At 56.0% G+C, this 19158-nt stretch carries 20 protein-coding genes; 5 read left to right on the forward strand and 15 right to left on the reverse strand.

Annotation, left to right across the window (positions count from 1 at the left end; genetic code table 11):
• Positions 1-11: 11 nt before the first annotated feature.
• Both AC6I1V_RS18230 and AC6I1V_RS18235 read right to left on the reverse strand, forming a co-directional pair.
• Positions 12-1241, reverse strand: a complete 1230-nt coding sequence (locus AC6I1V_RS18230) for a relaxase/mobilization nuclease domain-containing protein (RefSeq protein WP_320861184.1) — start codon at positions 1239-1241, stop codon at positions 12-14.
• Entirely contained in the window at positions 1235-1585 is a 351-nt protein-coding gene (locus AC6I1V_RS18235; protein WP_279028217.1) for a plasmid mobilization protein, read from the reverse strand. The genes AC6I1V_RS18230 and AC6I1V_RS18235 overlap by 7 nt, the downstream gene beginning before the upstream one ends.
• A gap of 236 nt (positions 1586-1821) precedes the next feature.
• On the opposite strand from AC6I1V_RS18235, the gene AC6I1V_RS18240 reads away from it, so the two are divergent.
• On the forward strand, positions 1822-1968 hold the full coding sequence (locus AC6I1V_RS18240) for a hypothetical protein (RefSeq protein WP_279028215.1): 147 nt from the start codon (positions 1822-1824) through the stop codon (positions 1966-1968).
• A 335-nt stretch (positions 1969-2303) separates the two neighbouring features.
• On the opposite strand, the gene AC6I1V_RS18245 is transcribed toward AC6I1V_RS18240, so the two are convergent.
• From AC6I1V_RS18245 to AC6I1V_RS18280, 8 genes are all read right to left on the reverse strand, one after another.
• Positions 2304-2507, reverse strand: coding sequence for a helix-turn-helix transcriptional regulator (locus tag AC6I1V_RS18245; protein ID WP_279028213.1), 204 nt, complete (start codon positions 2505-2507; stop codon positions 2304-2306).
• Between the two features lie 277 nt (positions 2508-2784).
• Positions 2785-3990 carry a tyrosine-type recombinase/integrase gene (locus tag AC6I1V_RS18250; protein WP_279028211.1) on the reverse strand — a complete coding sequence of 402 codons (1206 nt, stop codon included), beginning with the start codon at positions 3988-3990 and terminating at the stop codon, positions 2785-2787.
• Entirely contained in the window at positions 3984-5183 is a 1200-nt protein-coding gene (locus AC6I1V_RS18255) for a tyrosine-type recombinase/integrase (RefSeq protein WP_320861186.1), read from the reverse strand. Before AC6I1V_RS18255 ends, AC6I1V_RS18250 begins: the two co-directional genes overlap by 7 nt.
• A 108-nt stretch (positions 5184-5291) precedes the next feature.
• Complete coding sequence (locus AC6I1V_RS18260; RefSeq protein ID WP_497737313.1) at positions 5292-8690, reverse strand: helicase-like domain-containing protein; 3399 nt, start codon at positions 8688-8690, stop codon at positions 5292-5294.
• A gap of 44 nt (positions 8691-8734) precedes the next feature.
• Positions 8735-9055, reverse strand: a complete 321-nt coding sequence (locus tag AC6I1V_RS18265) for a hypothetical protein (RefSeq protein ID WP_300831807.1) — start codon at positions 9053-9055, stop codon at positions 8735-8737.
• A 521-nt stretch (positions 9056-9576) separates the two neighbouring features.
• Positions 9577-9756 carry an AbrB/MazE/SpoVT family DNA-binding domain-containing protein gene (locus tag AC6I1V_RS18270; protein ID WP_294621550.1) on the reverse strand — a complete coding sequence of 60 codons (180 nt, stop codon included), beginning with the start codon at positions 9754-9756 and terminating at the stop codon, positions 9577-9579.
• A gap of 82 nt (positions 9757-9838) precedes the next feature.
• Positions 9839-10321: a DNA N-6-adenine-methyltransferase gene (locus tag AC6I1V_RS18275; protein WP_294621557.1), complete on the reverse strand. Its 483-nt coding sequence runs from the start codon at positions 10319-10321 to the stop codon at positions 9839-9841.
• A 10-nt stretch (positions 10322-10331) separates the two neighbouring features.
• Positions 10332-11096, reverse strand: a complete 765-nt coding sequence (locus tag AC6I1V_RS18280) for a DsbA family protein (protein WP_294621564.1) — start codon at positions 11094-11096, stop codon at positions 10332-10334.
• 86 nt (positions 11097-11182) lie between these two features.
• Here AC6I1V_RS18280 and AC6I1V_RS18285 point away from each other — a divergent pair, with 86 nt between their 5' ends.
• Together AC6I1V_RS18285 and AC6I1V_RS18290 are read left to right on the forward strand one after the other, a co-directional pair.
• On the forward strand, positions 11183-11440 hold the full coding sequence (locus AC6I1V_RS18285) for an AbrB/MazE/SpoVT family DNA-binding domain-containing protein (RefSeq protein ID WP_294621571.1): 258 nt from the start codon (positions 11183-11185) through the stop codon (positions 11438-11440).
• Complete coding sequence (locus AC6I1V_RS18290; protein WP_497737338.1) at positions 11440-11772, forward strand: type II toxin-antitoxin system PemK/MazF family toxin; 333 nt, start codon at positions 11440-11442, stop codon at positions 11770-11772. The genes AC6I1V_RS18285 and AC6I1V_RS18290 overlap by 1 nt, the downstream gene beginning before the upstream one ends.
• Positions 11773-11788: 16 nt before the next feature.
• On the opposite strand, the gene AC6I1V_RS18295 is transcribed toward AC6I1V_RS18290, so the two are convergent.
• From AC6I1V_RS18295 to AC6I1V_RS18305, 3 genes are all read right to left on the reverse strand, one after another.
• Entirely contained in the window at positions 11789-12262 is a 474-nt protein-coding gene (locus AC6I1V_RS18295) for a hypothetical protein (RefSeq protein ID WP_497737314.1), read from the reverse strand.
• A gap of 86 nt (positions 12263-12348) precedes the next feature.
• A complete protein-coding gene (locus AC6I1V_RS18300) occupies positions 12349-12783 on the reverse strand; it encodes a hypothetical protein (RefSeq protein WP_497737315.1) in 435 nt (144 codons plus the stop codon).
• Positions 12780-13145, reverse strand: a complete 366-nt coding sequence (locus AC6I1V_RS18305) for a hypothetical protein (protein WP_497737316.1) — start codon at positions 13143-13145, stop codon at positions 12780-12782. The genes AC6I1V_RS18300 and AC6I1V_RS18305 overlap by 4 nt, the downstream gene beginning before the upstream one ends.
• 459 nt (positions 13146-13604) lie before the next feature.
• Here AC6I1V_RS18305 and AC6I1V_RS18310 point away from each other — a divergent pair, with 459 nt between their 5' ends.
• Together AC6I1V_RS18310 and AC6I1V_RS18315 are read left to right on the forward strand one after the other, a co-directional pair.
• Positions 13605-13928, forward strand: coding sequence for a plasmid mobilization protein (locus tag AC6I1V_RS18310; RefSeq protein WP_497737317.1), 324 nt, complete (start codon positions 13605-13607; stop codon positions 13926-13928).
• Positions 13925-15562, forward strand: coding sequence for a relaxase/mobilization nuclease domain-containing protein (locus AC6I1V_RS18315; RefSeq protein WP_497737318.1), 1638 nt, complete (start codon positions 13925-13927; stop codon positions 15560-15562). Before AC6I1V_RS18310 ends, AC6I1V_RS18315 begins: the two co-directional genes overlap by 4 nt.
• A gap of 362 nt (positions 15563-15924) precedes the next feature.
• On the opposite strand, the gene AC6I1V_RS18320 is transcribed toward AC6I1V_RS18315, so the two are convergent.
• Together AC6I1V_RS18320 and AC6I1V_RS18325 are read right to left on the reverse strand one after the other, a co-directional pair.
• A complete protein-coding gene (locus AC6I1V_RS18320) occupies positions 15925-17130 on the reverse strand; it encodes a capsule polysaccharide biogenesis protein (protein WP_497737319.1) in 1206 nt (401 codons plus the stop codon).
• The gene (locus AC6I1V_RS18325) at positions 17127-19073 is read right to left on the reverse strand and encodes a capsule polysaccharide biogenesis protein (protein ID WP_497737320.1); all 1947 of its coding nucleotides are present in this window, start codon (positions 19071-19073) and stop codon (positions 17127-17129) included. Before AC6I1V_RS18325 ends, AC6I1V_RS18320 begins: the two co-directional genes overlap by 4 nt.
• Positions 19074-19158 lie beyond the last annotated feature (85 nt).

Consider the following 19158-nt stretch of genomic DNA (forward strand, 5'->3'; position numbering starts at 1 on the left):
CGCGTCGCTCCCTATCGCATCCGCATACGCGGTCGGTTCTGCCGTTCGCGTTCTATGCGCCGTTTTTCAAGGTTGCCAACAAGGTCTGCAAGCTGCTGTACACTTCGCTGACATCGTTGAACAATCGCTTCAAGGTGCGCAGTTCCGTCTGAATCAGCATCTGTTTGTCCTCCAGTACGTCGATCCTCGTGCCGAAGGCCGTCAGCCGGGTGTTGCAGTTCTCCTCCATCCGTTTCAGGCTCTGCGTCAGCATCCGTTCCGTTTCGGTCATGAAGGGTATCCTCCTGAATCCGGGGCAAAAGAAGAGCTTCCTCGTCAGGGAGCTGTTTCCATTTTGCCGGATAGCGTTTGATGTTGCAGGCCGCGCGCTTTTCAATGACGCGCTCAAAAGCCGGTTGCAGGCGGGCGACCATGCGCCGCGCCGTTTCCTTCTTCCTTTCTTCGGATTCTTCCTCTTGGGCAGCTTTGGGCGGGGCGGTTTTGGGCGTCCAGCCGACGGCGTAGAAACCTCCCCTGAACCGCATTTTCATACCGCTGTCCGGGGCAATGACGCTGATGTAGTCCCTGCCTTCGCGGTTGATGCGCAAACCCTGCTCTTTCAGGGCGCTCAGAATATCTTCCCGGTTCCGGACAAGTCCCTGTGTCACTTTTTCCTTGAGGAAAGCATGGATAACCTCTTTGGCCCGGTCGCGGTCGCTTTCCCTGATTTCCTTGCTCCATCGCGCCATTCGCGCCTTGAACAGGTCGGCCTTTTTCGGAAGCTCATCCCGTGCCCGTGCCGGGTCGTCGGGCCGCGCCCAGCCTTCGCGCCAGTTGAACAGGTCGCGGAACACGTCAAAGTCTTTTTGCCAGCCGGGAGGGCAGGCATTGAAATCATTGCCGCTGGAAAGTTCCAGTCGCGGAATGAGGAAATGCAGTTCGTGATGTCCGGCATGGGTATGCCTCACCCAAAGGATATTGCGCTGATCCGCTTCCAGTCCAGCGAAGGCCACCTGCTCGAAGGCGTTCATGACTTCCTCTTCCTGTTCCTCGCTGATCTTCTCATCTGGGTGCCACGACAGAACGCCGGAGGTGAATTTCCATCGCCGCTCTATGCTGTCGATAAGCGCACGAGTCATGGCAGGATCGCCGCGCAATACCTGCGGGGGGCGTGTGTCTCTTCCCGGATAATCCGTGCGCACAAGATAGCGGCTGGGCTTGTCGCCTTCTCCTGTACCATGCGGAAAGACCTTCATCAGCATGGCTCCGCCTCCGGTTCGCCTTCCGCTGAGGCACAGGATACAAACTCGGTAATGCGCCGCTCAATGCCCGCCAGCGCCGTCACTACCTCCACGGCTTCCGCCGTCCGCTTGTATGTGTTGGCCCATCTCGCAAGCTGATTGATGTTCGCGCCGATGCGGGCCAGTTCCCGCAACCGCCGTTTCTCTTCCGGCGTTTTCCGCAGGCGGATGCCAAGGCAGGTCTGGCGGATGTAATCCGACATGCTCATGCCGTGCAGCCCGGCGTTGAAGCGGAGGATGTCGCGCTCCTCCGGGAACACGCGCACGACCACGGCGGCGCTGCGGACAGGCTTGACGCGCTTCATTGCCTTTTCTGCCTTTTGCCTTTGCGGGGTTCAAAGGGGCAGCGCCCCTTGCCAGCCGTGAGGCTATACGCGCAGCGTATAGACGAAACGTAGGCTGGCCCTCGGAAACAATGCCGGACGAATGAACAGGCATCCGCGCAAAAACGGGGACTCATGATGCGAGCATCGGGAATGTGGCGTGTGCATATCGGCTGTGGAGCGGAGTTGTATCCGGCGTGTCGCTGGTAGGTATACTGATGGCTCCAGATAAACATCCGGCACATGAGGAGACGGTATGCGGCGAATGCCAGAACGCTATGCGCAAGCCGTGTAGACAGTATCCGACGCAAGGCAAGGTCGGCATAACGCGCATGACGGCGCGGGTATCTGAACGCCGCGTGTGAGGCAACGCCGTATGTATCGGGAAGATTCTGTGGAGCGTAAGTCGAGGCAGACTTGTGTGCATCATGCCCGCCGCATGTCGGTATGCGGGAAAACCGCGGGAGGCGAAAAACGCTTTTTTGTATTGCTGCGTTTGTGTTTTTGAACTGCGGACTTCCTTTGACAGAGCCCCCGCCGGAGGCTTCCTCGTCCGTCGCCCGCAAGTATCCATAGCCGGAAAGCAAGGGCACCCGGTCAAGGCCCGCGAAGCGGCCCGGCAGGACATGGCCTTGACCGGATGACCGCTTCCGGCACCCGTGCGGGGGGGACGGACGAAAAGCCGGGGAAGAAACGAGTTTCATTTTTCCTCCGGTTCGGCGGTGAGCTTTTCCAGAAGTGCGGCAATATCCGCTGCCCTCCACGCCGTTGTGCGCGGGCCGAGTTTGACGGGTTTCGGATAGCGGCCGCTTTTGCAGCCCGCCCACCACGCGCTGCGGCTGACGGGAATGAGCGCGAGTACCTGCGGCAGACGGAGCAGAGCGTTATTGGGGAGATTTTGCATGGATTTCCTCCTGTCTGGTTATGTTCGGCACAGTATATCATGGGTTTTCCCGCTCTTTCGTTTTCGAGGTCCCCGCATACAGCGGGATAAATCCAATAGTGTCCTGTGAAATGCCGCGTGTGTTCAAAAAAAATTCAAAATACAGCTTGACATGTTTTTGTGTCTGAAAGTTATGTTGTGTAATCTATTGAGATTGCACAACTCTAATAACACATAAAAACACTGTTTGCACTGTGTTGTATTAGACGTATTTGTCTTTTACGGACTTCAGATGGCGCTATAGCATGTCATTGTCCGTCTGTGTTGCTTCGCGCAAGCCGTCCAGATAGTCGGCCCATGCCTGCATCATCTGGTGCCGCTGGGGAAGATATTGGGCATGGTTGTAGGCGATACGGGAAGTATTCTTTTCCTTGTGGGCCAGCTGACGCTCAATCCAGTCAGGCTCAAAGCCCTGTTCATTGAGCAGGGTTGAGGCCATAGCCCGGAAGCCATGAATGCACATCTCCTCCTTGCCGTATCCCATAGCGCGTAACGCCTGTAAGGGCGTGGAGTAGTGGATAGGCTTCCTCACACTGTTTCTTGAGGGAAAAAGATATGTTCCGCCTCCGGTGACGTCGAGAAGCTCCTTGAGAATGGCAACGGCTTGTGATGACAACGGAACAATGTGCGGCTTTCGCATTTTCATGCGTTCGGCCGGGATGTGCCATTCCCGCGTTTCCAGATTGAACTCGTTCCATTCGGCGCGGGCAAGTTCGGCGGAACGGACAAAGAGCAGGGGAAAAAGGCGCAGCGCGCATTTGACCTGAAAATGTCCGTGATAGTTGTCCAGCCTGTTCAGAAGCACGCCGATTTTTTCAGCGGAAACGATGGTGGCCCTGTGCCTGCCCTGATGCGGACGTATGGCTCCGCGAAGATCGGCGGCAATGTTGCGCGGCACTCTGCCTGTGGCAACCGCATAGCGGAAAACCATGCCGCAATACTGGATGATTCTGTGGGCGATAAGTTCCTTTCCCTTTCTTTCAAGCGGCTTGAGTATCAGCAGCAGGTCTTGCGCCGTGACCTCGGAAATGGGCTTCCGTTTCAAGGCGGGGAAAAGATAGTGTTTGAATGTGTGCAGTTTTCTCCCTCTGTCTTTTTCGGAATTGTGGACTGTCTGCGTATCGTGCCATTCGAGAACAACATGCTCGAAGGTATTGGCTTCCGCGAGGAGGGCGGCGTTTTTCATCTCCTTCTTGCGTTTGCCCGGATCAATGCCGTCGGCAAGCAGCTTTTTCGCCTCATTTCGCTTTGTCCGGGCATCCTTCAGGGAGACAATCGGATATTCCCCGAAGCTGAGCAGCTTTTCCTTATCGTTGAAACGGTACGCCATACGCCAGAGTTTTGAGCCGGTTTTGGCGACATAGAGGAACAGGCCGCCGCCGTCCGCGTACTTTTTCGCTTTTTCAGCGGGCTTCAGATTCCTGATTTGCGTGTCGGTCAGCATGACGTACCTCCCTGACTGGATGTATCCCGCAACGCCTTGTCCCGCAGGAGAAAAAGATACCTGGCCCATTCCCGCATCATGGTTTTTCTTTCCGGCAGATGCTGCCACGGGTCAAAACGTGTGCGCCCGGAGTGCGCCAGCTGCAAGTCGATGATGTTCTGTTCGTACCCAACGTCGAACAGCAATCTGGCGGCAAGGGAACGGATTCCGTCAAAGGACAGTTTTGCGCCGTCATATCCGCGTCTGCGCAGGGAAACGGTGATGGTGGATATGTCGATGGGGCGTTCAGGAGAACGGACGCCGGGGAACAGCATGGTTCCATGACCGGAGTATTCCTTCAGTTCCCTGAGAATTTTTACTGCCTGCGGCGCGAGAGGCACAACATGCTCATGTTTCGTCGCCATGCGTTTCGCGGGGATAACCCAGAGCCTGCGGGAGAAATCAAATTCGTTCCATGCCGCACAGCGTAATTCACCGGAACGGACGAACAGCAGGGGAACCAGTCGCAGGGCGCACCGCACAGGGAAATAGCCGTCATGCCGCTCAAGGTTCAGCATAATCTGACCGAGTTTCCCGGCGTCGAGCGCGGCGGCTCTGTGGCCTGTCTGTCTGGAACGCAGCGAAGCGGGCAGATCTTCCGTGGCGTTCCGCGCGGTCTTGCCGGTGGCGACGGCATAGCGGCATATCTGGCCGCAGACATCCGTCAGCCTGCGTCCTCCGCGCAATTTCCCGGATTGCCGCAACGGTTCGATGGCGCTCATAATGTCCTCGGCGGTAACGTCTGTCATGGCCTTGCCGCCGAAGGCCGGAAAGAAATATTCCGTCATCCCCCGCAACATGAAGGCGCGATAGCGGTTTTTACAGTGAAGGGTTTCCCGTTCGTACCATTCCATAGCCACGGATTGGAACGTAGCGTTGGAGGCAGATGTCCGTGCGGCCTTCCTGTGTTCCGCCGGGTCAATGCCGTCCTTGAGCAGGGCCTTGGCTTCATCCCGGCGTTGCCGTGCGGCGCGGAGTGATACCTGGGGATACTCGCCGAAGGAAAGGAGCTTGGCCTTTCGTTCAAAACGGTACGCCAGCCGCCAGAGTTTTTTGCCGCTGGTCGGAATGAACAGGAACAGCCCGCCGCCGTCCGCATACTTTTTCGGTTTGTCGGCGGTTTTCAAGCCTTGAATAATGTGGTCATCCAGCATGATTTTCTCCGTATTCGGGATACCCGTAAATCCCCATGAATCCAGTGGCATCCGATACCCACAAATAAAAATATTTGTAGTATTCTCAATAGATTATATGAGAATATTTCAGAATGCCGATTTGTATGGATACCCTGAATAATACCCGGAAAACAGCGGGATGCAAGGCGCTATTTCTGGATTTCTCTGGATGACTGTTTTAATATAACATATTGAAATATAAAATATTATGAGTCTAAATAAGTCTATTTGGACGTAAAATGAGAGTTTGTAGTTTACTCCCGTAGCATCCAACTCCCAACCGCTTGTGACCTGCCCGAAAGTTGATGCCCAGGCATCAAAGTGTTCTATACCCTTGTCTTTCAGTTCATCATACTGCATATAGCGTTGCAGAGTATAAACTTCGGCAATGGTGTTGCTGATGGGAGTTCCGGTCATGAAGTACACACCACGCCCGCTGTTCTGGCGTTGCAGATAGCGGCACTTGATGAACAGGTCGATCGCCTTAGCGGAACCGCTGATATTCCCCAGGCCGGACACGTTCATGGTCGTTTGGAAGGCCAAATTCTTGAACTCATGGCTTTCGTCGATAAACAAGGCGTCCACGCCCAAATCAGCAAAGTCCACGGCCCGGTCTTTTTGCCCTGTTCCGGCAAGCAGGGCATTGTAGCGTTCCTCCATTTTTTCTCGCTGTTTCTCCAACTGCTTGACCGTGGCCCGTCCGCCCTCCGCAGCCTTTGAAGCTTCGATGGCCTCAATCACCGCGTCAATCTGTTCCTTGAGGATTTCCTCCTGCACATCGTGGGGCATGTCGATTTTTTTGAAGGAACTGTGCGCCACAATGACGGCATCCCAATCGCCGGTGGCGATACGCCCGAACAGCCTTTCCCGGTTGGCCTTGGTAAAGTCATTCTTGTCCGCCACCAGAATATTCGCATCGGGATAGAGTTTATAAAATTCATCTTTCCACTGATATAACAGATGGTTGGGGACAACAATCATGGGTTTGGAAAGAAAGCCCATGCGTTTGGACTCCATCACCGTAGCGACACAGGCCAGCGTTTTCCCCGCGCCCACCACATGGTCGAACAGACAAGTGCCTTCCTGGATGGCGCGCCAGACCGCATTTTTCTGGTGCGGACGCAGCTTGACGGCTTCGGAAGCGCCCACCAGTTCAAGGTGGGAACCGTCATAAGTTGGAGGCACGTTGGTATTGAACCGCTCGTTGTAGAGTTTGGTAAGCATGTCGCGTCGTTGGTCATCGACCCAGACCCAATCGAGGAAAGCCTGTTTGATTTCATCGGCCTTTTGCATGGCGGCGGCTGTCAGTTCCTGGTCGATGACCATGATGGGCCTGCCCTGGTCGTCACGCTGTCCGCTTTCCTTCTGTACCTTGATGGGCTTGTTCATGAGCAGGGCTTCGATAATCTTTCCGGCGGAATATTCGGGAATGCCCCATACGCTGGAGGCAAGCGAAGCATCCCATATGCTGACGGACGCTTCCCAGCGCCCCAGCGTCGGCAGGTAACTGATGGTCTGCATCCCCTTGCCGCCGTGCAGGTGTTCCACGAAGTCGGCAAAGACCTGCGCCGGAACCCAGGAGGAACCGAATCTGATGCCGATGTCCACGGCTTCGATGTCCGGCGGCATGGCGGCGGACAGGGCTTCCACATTTGGAGCGAAACGGGCGTCCGTTTGGGCTGCTTCCTGTGCCTGGCGCAGTTTGGCCCGCACATTGCCGGTCAGGTATCTGTCGCGGATTTCCCATTCCTCACTGGCGGGATTGAGGAAAATCTGCCCCTGTTCCCGCAGTTCCGTCTGAATGTCCTCCGCCGGACGATGGAGAAGCTGCGCCATGCGGCTGAAATCCACCCTGCCGTTTTCCCGCAGGGCAATGAGCAGGGCATCCTTGATGGTTTCCGCATGTTCCACGACCTGGGCGGGCTTGAGTACCCTCTGGCGGAAAATGGCGGCTTTTTTTGCTGATGCCGGACGCGCCTCGCCGCCATGCTTGCGGGCAGTCTCCGGCGACAGGCCCTTGTCGTAATCCAGTTCCAGCGATTCCAGCAGGGAATGTTCCGGGTCGCTCCTCATGAGGCCGCGATTGGTCTGGGAATTGAGGTGGCCGTATTTTTTGACAAAAGCGTCATACTGCGAGTTGAGCCTCTGGCGCAGCGTCGTCATGCGGCCTTCATCGGCATCGGCGGACTTTTCTTCGTTAAGCAGTTCGCGCAGGGTGTCCCGGATTTGAATCATGGAAACCAGACGCAGGCGGGCCGTTTCATTCTTGACCGGGAAAATGTCGTAATCGCTTTCACCGAATGCGGCGGCGGTTTTGAAGACAATCTTCCGGCTTTGCGGCTCCACGCACAGGGCATCCGTTTTCAGAGATTGGAAATACGGGCTGCGAATGAAGTCGGCGTTGCGTACCCTGACTTCCGCATTGAGCGGATTTTCCTCTCGCGGAATGAAACAGTCCGCCGGAAGCACGTCCAGCCGCGCGGCGATTTCTTGTCCCAAATCCGCATGAACCGGATCGGGCAGGCAGTTCAGCGCCCCCTCGAACATTCCCCCGGAAAAAGCCAGTGTGCCGACAATCTGCCGGGGATTTTCCACAAAGTAGCTGTTGACCGTGGCCGGACGCCTGCCGCCGTTTTTGAGGTCATCAACCTCTATGGAAGCCGTGTTTATCCAATCCCGGCTGCGTTTGTTTTCGCCGTCATGCCGCTGGAAAAACACGATGTCGGTCGTGACATCGGTGAGCGCATTCTGGCGAAAGGCCGTTTCCGGCAGGCGGATAGCGCCAAGCAGGTCGGCCTGTCCCGCGATATGCTCACGGGCCGAGGAATCGACGGCATCCATGAAATAGCGGCTGACCACAAAGGCCGCGACGCCGCCTTCCCGCAGCAGGCTGATGGACTTGGCAAGGAAGTAGTTGTGAACCGAGAATTTCCGCAGTTCAGGAAAGTCCGGGTCATACAGGGACTGGTTGCCGAAGGGGGGATTGCCGACTACGGCGTCGAAAATTGTTGATTTGCTGTTGGTATTTTGGAAGCCGTTATTTATATGCAGAGCTTTCGGATAAAGGTACTTGGCGATGGCGGAAGTCGTGGGGTCGAGTTCTACTGCAAGAAATTTTGCATTGAAGTGTTCGGGACAGAGGCCAATGAAGTTGCCGATGCCCGCCGAAGGTTCCAGAATACGGAGCGATTCTCCAGTACCAAGGCCGAGGCGGGAAAGCCCCAGATAGATGCCTCTGATAACGGTTTCCGAGGTATAGTGGGCGTCCTGAGTAGAACGGCGGGCGGCCGCATAGTCTTCCGGGGAAAGCAGGCCCTGCATTTCCCGGTATTCGGCAGCCCATTGTTCGTTTTGGGCGTCAAAGACCTGCGGCAGCCCGCCCCAACCCACATAGCGGACGAGGATTTTCTGTTCTTCCGGCGTGGCCAGTGCCGCGCCGTTGGCCTGAAGCTGTTTGAGCAGGCGTATGGCGGCGACGTTATCCACATATTTGGTTTTTGCGCCGCCAACGCCCAACCTGTCCTCGGAGGTTATTTGGTAATTTTCAGGTTCATGTCGATTCCCATGCTCTCCAATATCTCCGAATCTGACATACCCCGCAGGCTCGCCTGCCGTGCCGTCTCGCTGCTCAGTGCTCTGTTCTCTATGGTTGCCTGTTGATCCAGAGTCACCAACAAATCCAATGTCCCCATCGCCTCCAGCATTTTCAGCTTTTCGGGGCTGTTCAGTGCCCAGCGATCCAGAATCGAGTAGCCCAAACTGGTGTATCCGCCGCTTCTCACGTCGTTGATGGTTTCGGGCCTGAGTACCTTTCTTGCGATTTCGAGCGGATAGGTTGGTCTGTCGAGCATGTTGCACCTCCTGGGGAAGGATATGGGTGAATTGGGAAATTTCCTGTATGGTCAGAAAGTCGTCCGCTCCGGCCTCGAACAGTTTTTCAGGTGTCCTTTTTTCACCGTCAAGGAACTGCATGATGTCCAGGTTGGGACTGTACATGCGGGAGCCGTCTTGCAGCTCATATACGGAATCGCCCCTTCCATTGAAGCCAAGGCGTCTCTTGCCCCCGTCATTTGTGGGGAAGGGAAAAGGCGTTTCTTTCCGTGCCGGTTCCGGCTGGCTTTCTTCCTCTTTTTTTGTTTCAGTTTCCGGCGTGACGGAAATGGATTGTTCCTGTTCACCCTCTGCTGAGGGGGCGGGAATGTGTTCCTCCCGCATGTCATCCTGAATGTTTTCTTCCCGTATTTCTTCGATCTGGTTCGCCATTATGTCGAAGAACGACAACTGGCGGGGGTCGTGAGTCTGCTTGCGCCGTCTGGCCATGCGTTCCCATCCTTATCTGAAAGGCGGGAAGGCGACGCAACTGATTACGGCGCTAACTCTTCCCGCCGGAATGTTCATCCGGGGCGAATTTCAGCTTTTCAGCGTTTTCAATGAAAATCCGTCCGTTTTCCTCAAGAAAAACAACCTTGTCTCCCGCTCCCACATTGAGTTTTTTACGAATTTCAATGGGAATCGTGATTTGACCCTTGGTTGTGAGCTTGGCGAGTTCCATATTCTGGCCTCCTATTCTTATAAGTAATGCTTTTCTTACTTGTAAGAATAAAAGAGACAGACGAAACTGTCAAGAGGTCAGGTCATGGGAGAGAAACCGTTTTATCTGTCAGCCCGGATAAAGCTCCTGCGCTGTGAGGGAGTTTTTCAAAAAGGACTACTGCACTCGGAAAAGGCGCGGAAGATTCCGCCCCTTCAAAACGAATACGCCCGCGCAGATAATGGATTTCCGCCGCAAAGGGCAGGACATACCTGTGCCACCATGCCGTATCTGTCCGTGCGGGAAGGAGGCAGATCACTCTTTCAGCGCGTTCCATCTCAATTTCGTTCACGGCCTTGGCCATCCAATACGGCAGCGCCCGTCCGTAGGGAGGATTCATCCAGCAGACGCCGTGCCAGACCTGGTTCAGTCCGTCATCTTCCGGTGAAAAAAATTTCTTGCATTTTGCGTTGTGCGCCGTGGCGCACACGTCCAGTTCAAACGGCCCGAATCTGGCATCCAGTTCTCGGAACAGCGGCCAGGGGGTCGCCCAATCATACTTTTTGCTCAGAAAATGCACGCTCATGCGTTCCCCCTCAAATAAGCGGCTCGTTCAGCAGGCCGCGCGTTATGATTTCCACCACACGCTCCTGTGCGTCCGTGTCCCCGGAGCGGGTCTTGCGGGCCAGTTTCAGAGCTACGGGAAGTTCCGTCGCCTTGAAGTCGCAGGCGGGGAAGCGGATACCTTCCAGAATCCATGTCGGCGTGGAAGTGATACGGGACTGCGCCGCGACAATATCCGCGCCCACCAGGGGAGCGGCGGCTTGCAGGGCGTCCGCGAAGGCATCCGGCGCAATGGCCGCTTCCTGAATCGCGGTCTGGAGAGCAGCTTCATAGGGAACCGGAATACCGAGAGAAGTTTTCGGCAGAACGGCATCCCAGAAGCGATGCGCCGCATTGACGGAAAAGGTTTTCAGAGCTTCATAACTCAGGGCTTTTTTCAGCGATTCTCCGTATTCATCCGAGGGGATATGCCGCACGACGATGCACAGGCCGGGATTGTCCCGCTGCGCCTGAAGCGGTTCCTGAATACCGCAGAAAGGGCACTCAAGATTTGACCAGAGTTCTACAATGTCGCCCTGAAAGCCGTCCACCGGCCTGCCGTCGAGACAGGTTCTGCCGGAGAGACTTTCGTGCGGGGAGTAAGGAGACGCCAGGTCTTTGGCGATTTCCGTTTTTACACCCGCTTCCACAGCCATACGGTCGGATATGGGCGTTCCGGCGTGGGCAAAAGAGGTTATTCCCAAAAAAAGACAGAAGACAAGTGCCATGATTTTCACGGATTGTATGACTCGCAACATAATTGTTCTCCTACGCGGTATTGCCAAACGGCTTGCTATTTTGGAGGTTGTGAGTTATATAAAAATATAACTTATGGAGGTTTACCATGTATACAAGCAATTTGAGAAAGGTCGGCGGTTCAGTGATGCTGGCCGTGCCGCCCGCCATTCTGGAAATGTTGCAAATGGAATCGGGGTCGGCTGTAAGCATGGCCGTGGAATCCGGGCGTCTGGTTATTGAGCCGAACGTCAGGAAGAAATACAGCCTGCAAGAACTGTTGGCCCAATGTGACGCTTCCGCGCCTCTTTCCGGCGAGGATGGCGTGTGGACTGGTTCAAGCTCCACTGGCAGGGAGCTGCTCTGATGCGGCGCGGTGATATTTATCTGGTGACTCTTGACCCTACGGAGGGTCATGAGCAGCAGGGGACACGCCCGGTGTTGGTGGTTTCTCCCGATGAGTTCAACAGGGTGACGCAGGTTCCCGTGGTGTTGCCGATTACCAGCGGCGGTAATTTTGCCCGTACTGCTGGATTTGCGGTATCGCTCAGTGGATGCGGTACACGCACCACGGGAGTGATTCGCTGTGACCAGCCCCGCGCCTTGGACTTGCGGGCGAGATCCGGCAGACAGTTGGAAAGGGTTCCGTCCGTCATCATGGAAGAAGTTCTTGCAAGGTTGGCGACCATTTTTAGTTAGAGGGAATATCATCTTCTTACGCGGCATCGCCATAGGATTTCTCCAAGCTCAGTTGCAGGAGTTGCGGCACACGCAGTTGCGCCTTTTTGAGAGAGGGATTGGCGAAGAACATATCCCCCCGGACGATCTGCCCGGAAAAGACAAAGTGGGCCTCGCCCTCTATCTGTTCCTGCAAGTCACGCAGGACAACGCGGTCTTCCTGTTCCACCGTGGTGGAGTTGGCGTCGCGGTAGCCGGAGCTGATTTGTTCGTTGACGTTGAAACCTGTGGTGCGCAGGACAGTGCTTTGTCCCGCCTGTCCACGTATTAAATCCCATGTTTTTTCAGCGTCTTGCATTTTCATGAAAATCAAAATTTTATAAATATAAACAAATATATCAATATAATAAATTTTAGCTACTTTAATTTTACCCCCATAATAAACCCCTAAAAATTGTAGCTGGAATTGGCTTTCTTTGGCCTGTAAAAGATGAAAATCGGGGTAGGTCATCCGGCCTATTCCCAAAACACGGCGCGACCGGGACATGAACCCTGGCCGCGCCGTTTCTATTTTGACTTCCACCAAGCTGAAAACCGTTACCATAGCGCTTCACGGATATATGCCGCGATAGCCTCCTGCCGGTCGGGCCCAAAAAGCAAAGCGGCGCTTTGCCAGGTCGTTTTCCCGGTTCGCGTTTTCCGCGTCACTATCCGGTACAGCCCGTTTTCAATGCCCGCTTCGCTGAAATCAATCACCCCATCACGAGGCGTATAGCGACGGTTATGGGCATTGTCGTAGGCGTACAGCACAAACTTTCCGCCATCGGCAATATTCCGAAAGTAGCAGCCGAGACAGGGACTTTTTCCCCATACTTTGAACTCAAGAATGGCCTCGGCATCCATCGGCTCATCAGGGACCTTATAAGTTCGTGGATTCAGACCGTTCTCGACCGCTCTTTTGTAGCTGTACGCGCGAACAGGAAGATTCGGTAGAGTAAAAAGGGTAAGCTGGACAGGCATAATTCGCGTCATAGCCGTACCTCCTCCTGTCGGACTTCATCAGAATCTGCTCCTGGTTTCGGGAAGGCATCAGCCTGATACGCCTCAAGGTTGACGCCATTTTGAACTTTACATTCTCCTGCGTCATTGTCCTTTTCATCCGGTCCGTTGAGCAAGTTTCGCATCCGGGCAAGAGAAATCTGAACTCCGGACTGAGCGAGCACATCCCGAATTTCTTGCAGCGAGTATCCCTGTTCAACGGCCTTGCGAATCTCCCCGGCCAGCAGTCCGGCCACTTCCGCGCGCGTTTTGCCGACCCTTTTGGCGGCCAGACTGCGGAGCTTTTTTCGGGCATTCTCTATCTGTTCCATTGAGTAGCGTTGCGCTTTTGCCATAGTCGATTGTTCCTTTTGCATATCGGTTAGAGAAATGGATATTTCCCTTTTTCATACCACGTATATGATATTATATTCAATTTAAATTTCTGGATAATATCGTACTATACGATATATATACAGACTATATTGCACATATATGGATGAAAAATTTTTTTTTCATTACAAAGTAAAAATTCACATTATATATTGTTTATAGAAATATAATATGGTCTTTTTGCTTTTTTCTCTGGTAATCAGCACAAAATTTCAGCTATGCTTGCCGCAAAAGAGAAAAAACAGGGCGTGAATACATGCCGAAAAAGAGACGAAGCGGTTTCAGGCCGCGTCGGGAGTTCTTCCTTACAGGTTGGTAGCTGTCTGACGCCAGCCACAAACCTGCCAAAGGCTGCGCCTCTGGACTCCAGAAGAGCATTCGGCGCTGCGCTTCTCACGCTCTCCAAAAGGCAGGAAAGACAGATGGAAAAACGGAAGACGACAAACAGATTTCAAAGGCGGCGGACGCTCAGACTTACCGCCGGGGAAGACGAAAAACTGATCCGGCAGGCCGCGACAGCCGGACTCTCCGTTTCCGAATACATGCGGCGGCTGTTTTTCGGCGGCAGACCCATCATCGCCAGAACGGACGAGCAGGCTATCCGGGAACTGCGACGACTTGGGGGTCTGCTCAAGCATCATCTTACGGATATTCGGGCAACGGGAAGAGCGGAAAGCCTGGAAGAAGTGAACCGGACGCTCCAGTCAATCCGGCGGACCATTGAGGCATTGAGCGGGACGGTATGATTCTGAAAAAGTTCAAGCGCACCAGTTTCCAGAAAACCAAGGCCGCCATGATCGGCGGTCTGGTGGATTATGTGCTTGCCCACAAGGATGAGGAAGGGAACCGGAAACGGCTTTACGCCTTCGGCATGAATTTTCTGACCGGAACTACGGAGGCGTGGAAGCGGGAAATGATAGCGTTGGCCGAGGAGTCCGTCAAAAGCCGCATGCCGGTCGCTCATTGGGCCATGTCGTGGCAGGAAAACGAGATGCCCGACCGTGAGCAGGTGCTGGAAGCCGTGAACATTTTTCTGGAACGCATGGGACTGAAAGGTCACCAGACGCTGGTGGCGGCTCACGCCAACACGGGGAATTTCCATGTCCACATAGTCGTGAACCGGACGCATCCGTATACGGAAAGAGTGGTTCAGCCCCACCGTGGCTTCGACATCGAAGCCGCACACAGAATCGTGGCGGAAATCGAGCATAAACAGGGCTGGGCCAGTCAGGAACACGCCCGCTACCGGGTCGATGAAAAAGGGAATATTGTCTGCAACGCTCCGCCGAAACAAGCCAGGCCCTGTCCCGGAGCGGAAGATTTTGAGAACGCCACAGGCGAAAAGTCCACACAGCGGATAGCGCGGGAAAAAGGGTGTACCGCCATCCGGAACGCCACATGCTGGGAAGAACTTCACGCCGGACTGGATGCGGTCGGTTTGCGTTTCGTCCGTAAAGGTTCCGGCGCGATAATTTTCGTGGGAGACACGGCGGTCAAGGCATCCAGTGTTGACAGGAGTTTCGGATTATCCAAACTGTGCAAGCGACTCGGCGAGTTCAAACCCGGCTATTATTCTGAACGGTCATTCAGCAAGCCCTCCCCGGAGCCGGTCAGTCACGTTTGCCGGGAGGAATGGCTGGAGTATCAGAAAGAACGGCAAAGACTGGCGGAAGAAAAATATCACGCCAGAAAGAGAAGGGAAGAAGAACAGGAGGCACTGGAGCAGCGGCAGCGGGAGCGCCGGGAAACAGCCATAGCACGTCTTGCTCCGCGTGGACTCTCCATACTGAACATCGCCCGGCACTGTCTGAAAGAACAGGAACAAGAGGAAAAAGCGGCGTTGCGGAACAGGCAGGCTCAATCAGAAAAAACGGAGCGGCTCAGGCGCTTCAAGCACTGGCTCGGCAAGCGAAGTCCGCGCCAGGCTAATCTATGGCGCTTCAGGCGGCGGATTGCGCCCGACATGCGGGTCAGACCGTTCGAGTTTCCCAAGACCGGTGCATTGACCACGCCTTTTCCGGCCTATCGGGAAATGGTGAGACGGCGTTTCGCAAATACAAAACTGGCGCGGTCGCGTCTGGACTACATGACGGCTCTGTATCTGCGTTGCGCTGGATACACGAAGTCCGAGGTATTGGCGGAACTTTCAAGACACACCCCCGCCCCGTCTTCCCAGCGCGATAAAAACATCAGGGTACTCTACGAACGCCGGATTGTCGGCCAGGCTTTCGGCGTGGCCGGAGACATCGACATCGCTTTATTCCAGCCAACTCCAGAGCAGATTCAGAACTTCAATCGTGAAGCCGAGGAAATGGAGCGGGAGCGGATACATCACGAAACACGCGAAAGGCGGGCACGTTCAACCGTCCGGTTACGATGATTTTTCAGTGGTATCCCGCATTGTCAGGCGGGAATGGATGGGATATAACACAAACCGCACGGTTGCTTCTTTTCTTTGAAATGCCTGCGCTCGGCGCGGCGCAAGCCGGAAAAGGAGCACGGCCATGAGACGTTTGGTCATGGTCTCGCTTATCGCCCTGGCTGTGGTGCTGTTGCTGGCGTCTGACGCCAGATAGCAGAATGCCCCGGCCCATTGTAGCGATGGGCCGGGGCTATGAAAAAAACCTCAAGCAACCGTGCGGGGCGCTGTAACGCGCCGCGCCAGCCCCGGTTTCTGTTGGTAGCAGGAACCGGGGTTCCCTTTCTATATAAGCCTTCCCCACAGGCTTGGCAAGTGCCCACCTAATCGCCCTCCAGTCTTTGCAGAATCCCGTCAATGGCCACGCGGATGCCCTCCTGGGTATAAAAACTTCCGTTGACCAGGGCATGTGTCTTGAGTACCCGCTCAAAGTCCGCCAGTGCGACATCTTCCGGGTTACGAGGTTTATTCCAGAAGGCATCCAGCGGCATTTCCACGCTGTTTGCCGCCAGGCCGGGCATGGCGTAGATGGACGTGCCCACGCAGTAGACCGGCTTGCCCTGACGCAGGGCGGAAATCCCTATGGTGGAGTTCAGAACCACCACACCAAGGCTTTTGTCCATCATCTGATGCGCCTTGCCGCCCTCGATGAAGTGTACCCGGTCGCTGATGCCGCAGGCCGCGGCGAATGAGGCGATGAAGCCCGCATAGTCGATAAGGCCGTTGTCCAGAGGATGATTGCGGATGAGGATGTGGGTATCCGCAGGGGCGCTTCGGGCAAAGGAAGTCAGCACGCAGGCGATGGCCTCCTTCATGCCGCTGTAAGGCGAATAGCGGCGAACCTGCGAGTCGGCGTCGAGCTGGAGGGGAAAGAGGAAGTACGGCGCATGCGAGCGGTACGCGGCCCGAAGGGCCTGAGCGGAACGCCTTCTGCGAGCGGGGCGGCTCAACACACGCAGAAACCAGCCCCAGACTTCCCGGCTGGCGCTTTGGGGGCGGTGTGTCTGAAAGTGCCGGAAAAACGGCCAGAGAAAGATGGTTCCCGCATAATGGGCGATGGCCCGCCATGTCTTGACGGTCTGGGGATTGCCGACTTTCCGGGCTTCAGGAACGTCCGGGCATCGGGCGGCAAGTTCCGCCATGCCTTCTCTGGAGTCCGGCAGGGAGGAAAGGCCGTTCACGCCGCCCTGTTCCATTGTGATATAATCCGGACGCAGATACCCTTCCTCATAGGCCCAAACGCGGATACCCCGGACTTTGGCCAGCAGGACGGCTTCCCGGTGCAATGGCCGCCAGTCCCCGAAGACATGGAGATCCGTCACCTGTTCCTTATCCATGAGCCGAGCAATCCATTCGCTCCAGACCGTGGGCTTTTTCCTGAACAGCCGGGTGTGAGGCCAGGGCCAGTCCACCACGTCGCCGCCGCAGCAGTTGACGCGGATGACCGTATCCCCCTGACGGGCCAGCGCCCGCCCAAGACGCCGAAAAAAGGGGCCGTGCGGCCCCTGGAGAAAGAGATGGGTTTTCATCGTCCCATCCTCCGCAGGAAACCGCGTGCGGCAGAGGCAAGCCGCGCCCAGACACGTCCCCGCATCTGGCCGTCCGGCTGGAGCAGACGGCGGCAGGCATCCTCCGCCCGGCAGAAGTTTTCCGTCTGCCAGTCGTAATAGGAAGGGTAGAGCAGCAAGGCTCCGGCCACCAGTTCATCCAGATTCAGGCAAGCCTTGCGGCGGGGGAAGGATTGTTTGTCTTCCGTCAGCCCCCATCCCGCATAGAACGGCCCGCCGTAGGTGCATACTTTGACTCCCCGCAGCAATGCCTCAAATCCGGTCTGGGAAGTCAGGGTATGTACCTCCTGGACCAGAGGCAGAAGACGCCCCATAGGGAAGTCGCGCAGCAGGACATCCGCGTAATGCCGGGCTTCCGTTTCGGGAATTGCGCCCCGACGATTGCCGCTTTCCACGTCCGGGTGCGGCTTGTAGACGATGAAGGCGTCCGGTCTGGCTTCCCGCACGGCCCGCAGCAAATCCAGATTGGCCATGCCGAAGCCGCCGCAGCGCACGGAGGCGTCGTCTTCCACCTGCCCCGGCACGAGGACAATCTTTTTTCCTTCCGGAAATTTTGGCGGCAGAGCGGCCCGGAAGCCGGTATTATACTTGGTCAGTCCCTTTTCCAGAATCAGGGCGCGCAGGGCGGCGGCCCGTTCCAGCAGCGCGGTACGGTCGGGATGTTCCGGCACGGCGTTGAGGATGTCTTCCAGTTCGCTGGGCCGGGAAGGATCGTAATAGATGCCCTTTCTGTCCACCACCAGGGAATAGGGCCAGTTGAAATCCGAACCCAGCCCCACGGAGCGGATGAATCCGTCTTCCATGCGCGCCAGCGTGACTCCCGCATCGTCACATTCCTTTTGCAGGGCTGCATCCACGCCGGATGACCATGCGACGATTTCCCCGCCGTTGGCCCATGCCGAAAGGACGGCCCGTTTTTCGTCCCGGAAAAATGTCGTTTCACCGCCGGTGGAGTGCAGACAGGCCCGCGCATAAGGCCGTTTCCACCACGGAAACCCCACGCAGGCATGGAAACGGCGGTTGCGTTCATTCTGCTTTCGCTGTTCGGCCAGCAGGCCGATGACGTCATGGATGTCGCAGCGTTCGCCGCGTATGGGATTCACATACCGGGCATACAGCAGGTAGGCGGCGGCAAAGATTTCCTCAAGGCTCCGTTTCCGCTGGCGGCGTGGGCAGGTCTGCCTGTCTCTGGTCAGCCCCCATCCGGCATAGAAGGGCATGCCGAAGCAATGGACTTCCCTGCCGAGCATGAGGGCTTCAAAGCCCATCTGGGACGTGACCGTGTAGACTGCATCCGCCCCGGCCAGCAGGGAGAGCGGCGCATAATCTTCCGCAATGACCCGCACGCCGCGCCCGGCTGCATGGTCGGCAAGATAGCCGCGCTTTTTCCCGGCAATGACATCCGGATGCGTTTTTACCCGGACATGGGAAAGCGGATATGCCGTCAGGACTTCTTCCAGCATGGCCCGAAACGTGGCCTCGTCCGCGCCGCCCAGCGTGACGCTGGCATCGCCTGCCGTCTGGTCGAGAACCAGCACGCGGGGAGCCGGTGTTGTCTCCCACAGATCTTGCGGCGCATCGGGAGCGTGGTTGTACTTGCTTAAGCGATGCCGAATGATGTCCCGCATGGCGCGCCGGGCGGAATCCAACAGCTCCGGCGTTTCCCAGCCGGAAGCATTGAGCAGATTCTCCAGATCGGACGGTTCCCTGGCGTCGTAATAGATGCCCGTATGGTCCACAACCAGAGAGAGCGGCTGCGCCCCCTTGCAGCCAAGGTCAAGGGAGCGCAGAAAACCGTCCTCAAGCGCGATGTAGGGGAGATTATGTTGAGCGGCGTAGCGCCGGGCCTTGTCCGCTGTAGGCTTGTGGCCCCAGCCAATGACAAAAGATGAAGAAAAGTCCACCTTTTCCCGTTGCAGAAGAGCACTGGCTATCCGGATAGGAAGTTTCTTTGAGAAACTGAACATCACTCGTCCCTGACATCTATCC

Source organism: Bilophila sp. T19-St14 (assembly GCF_059728385.1).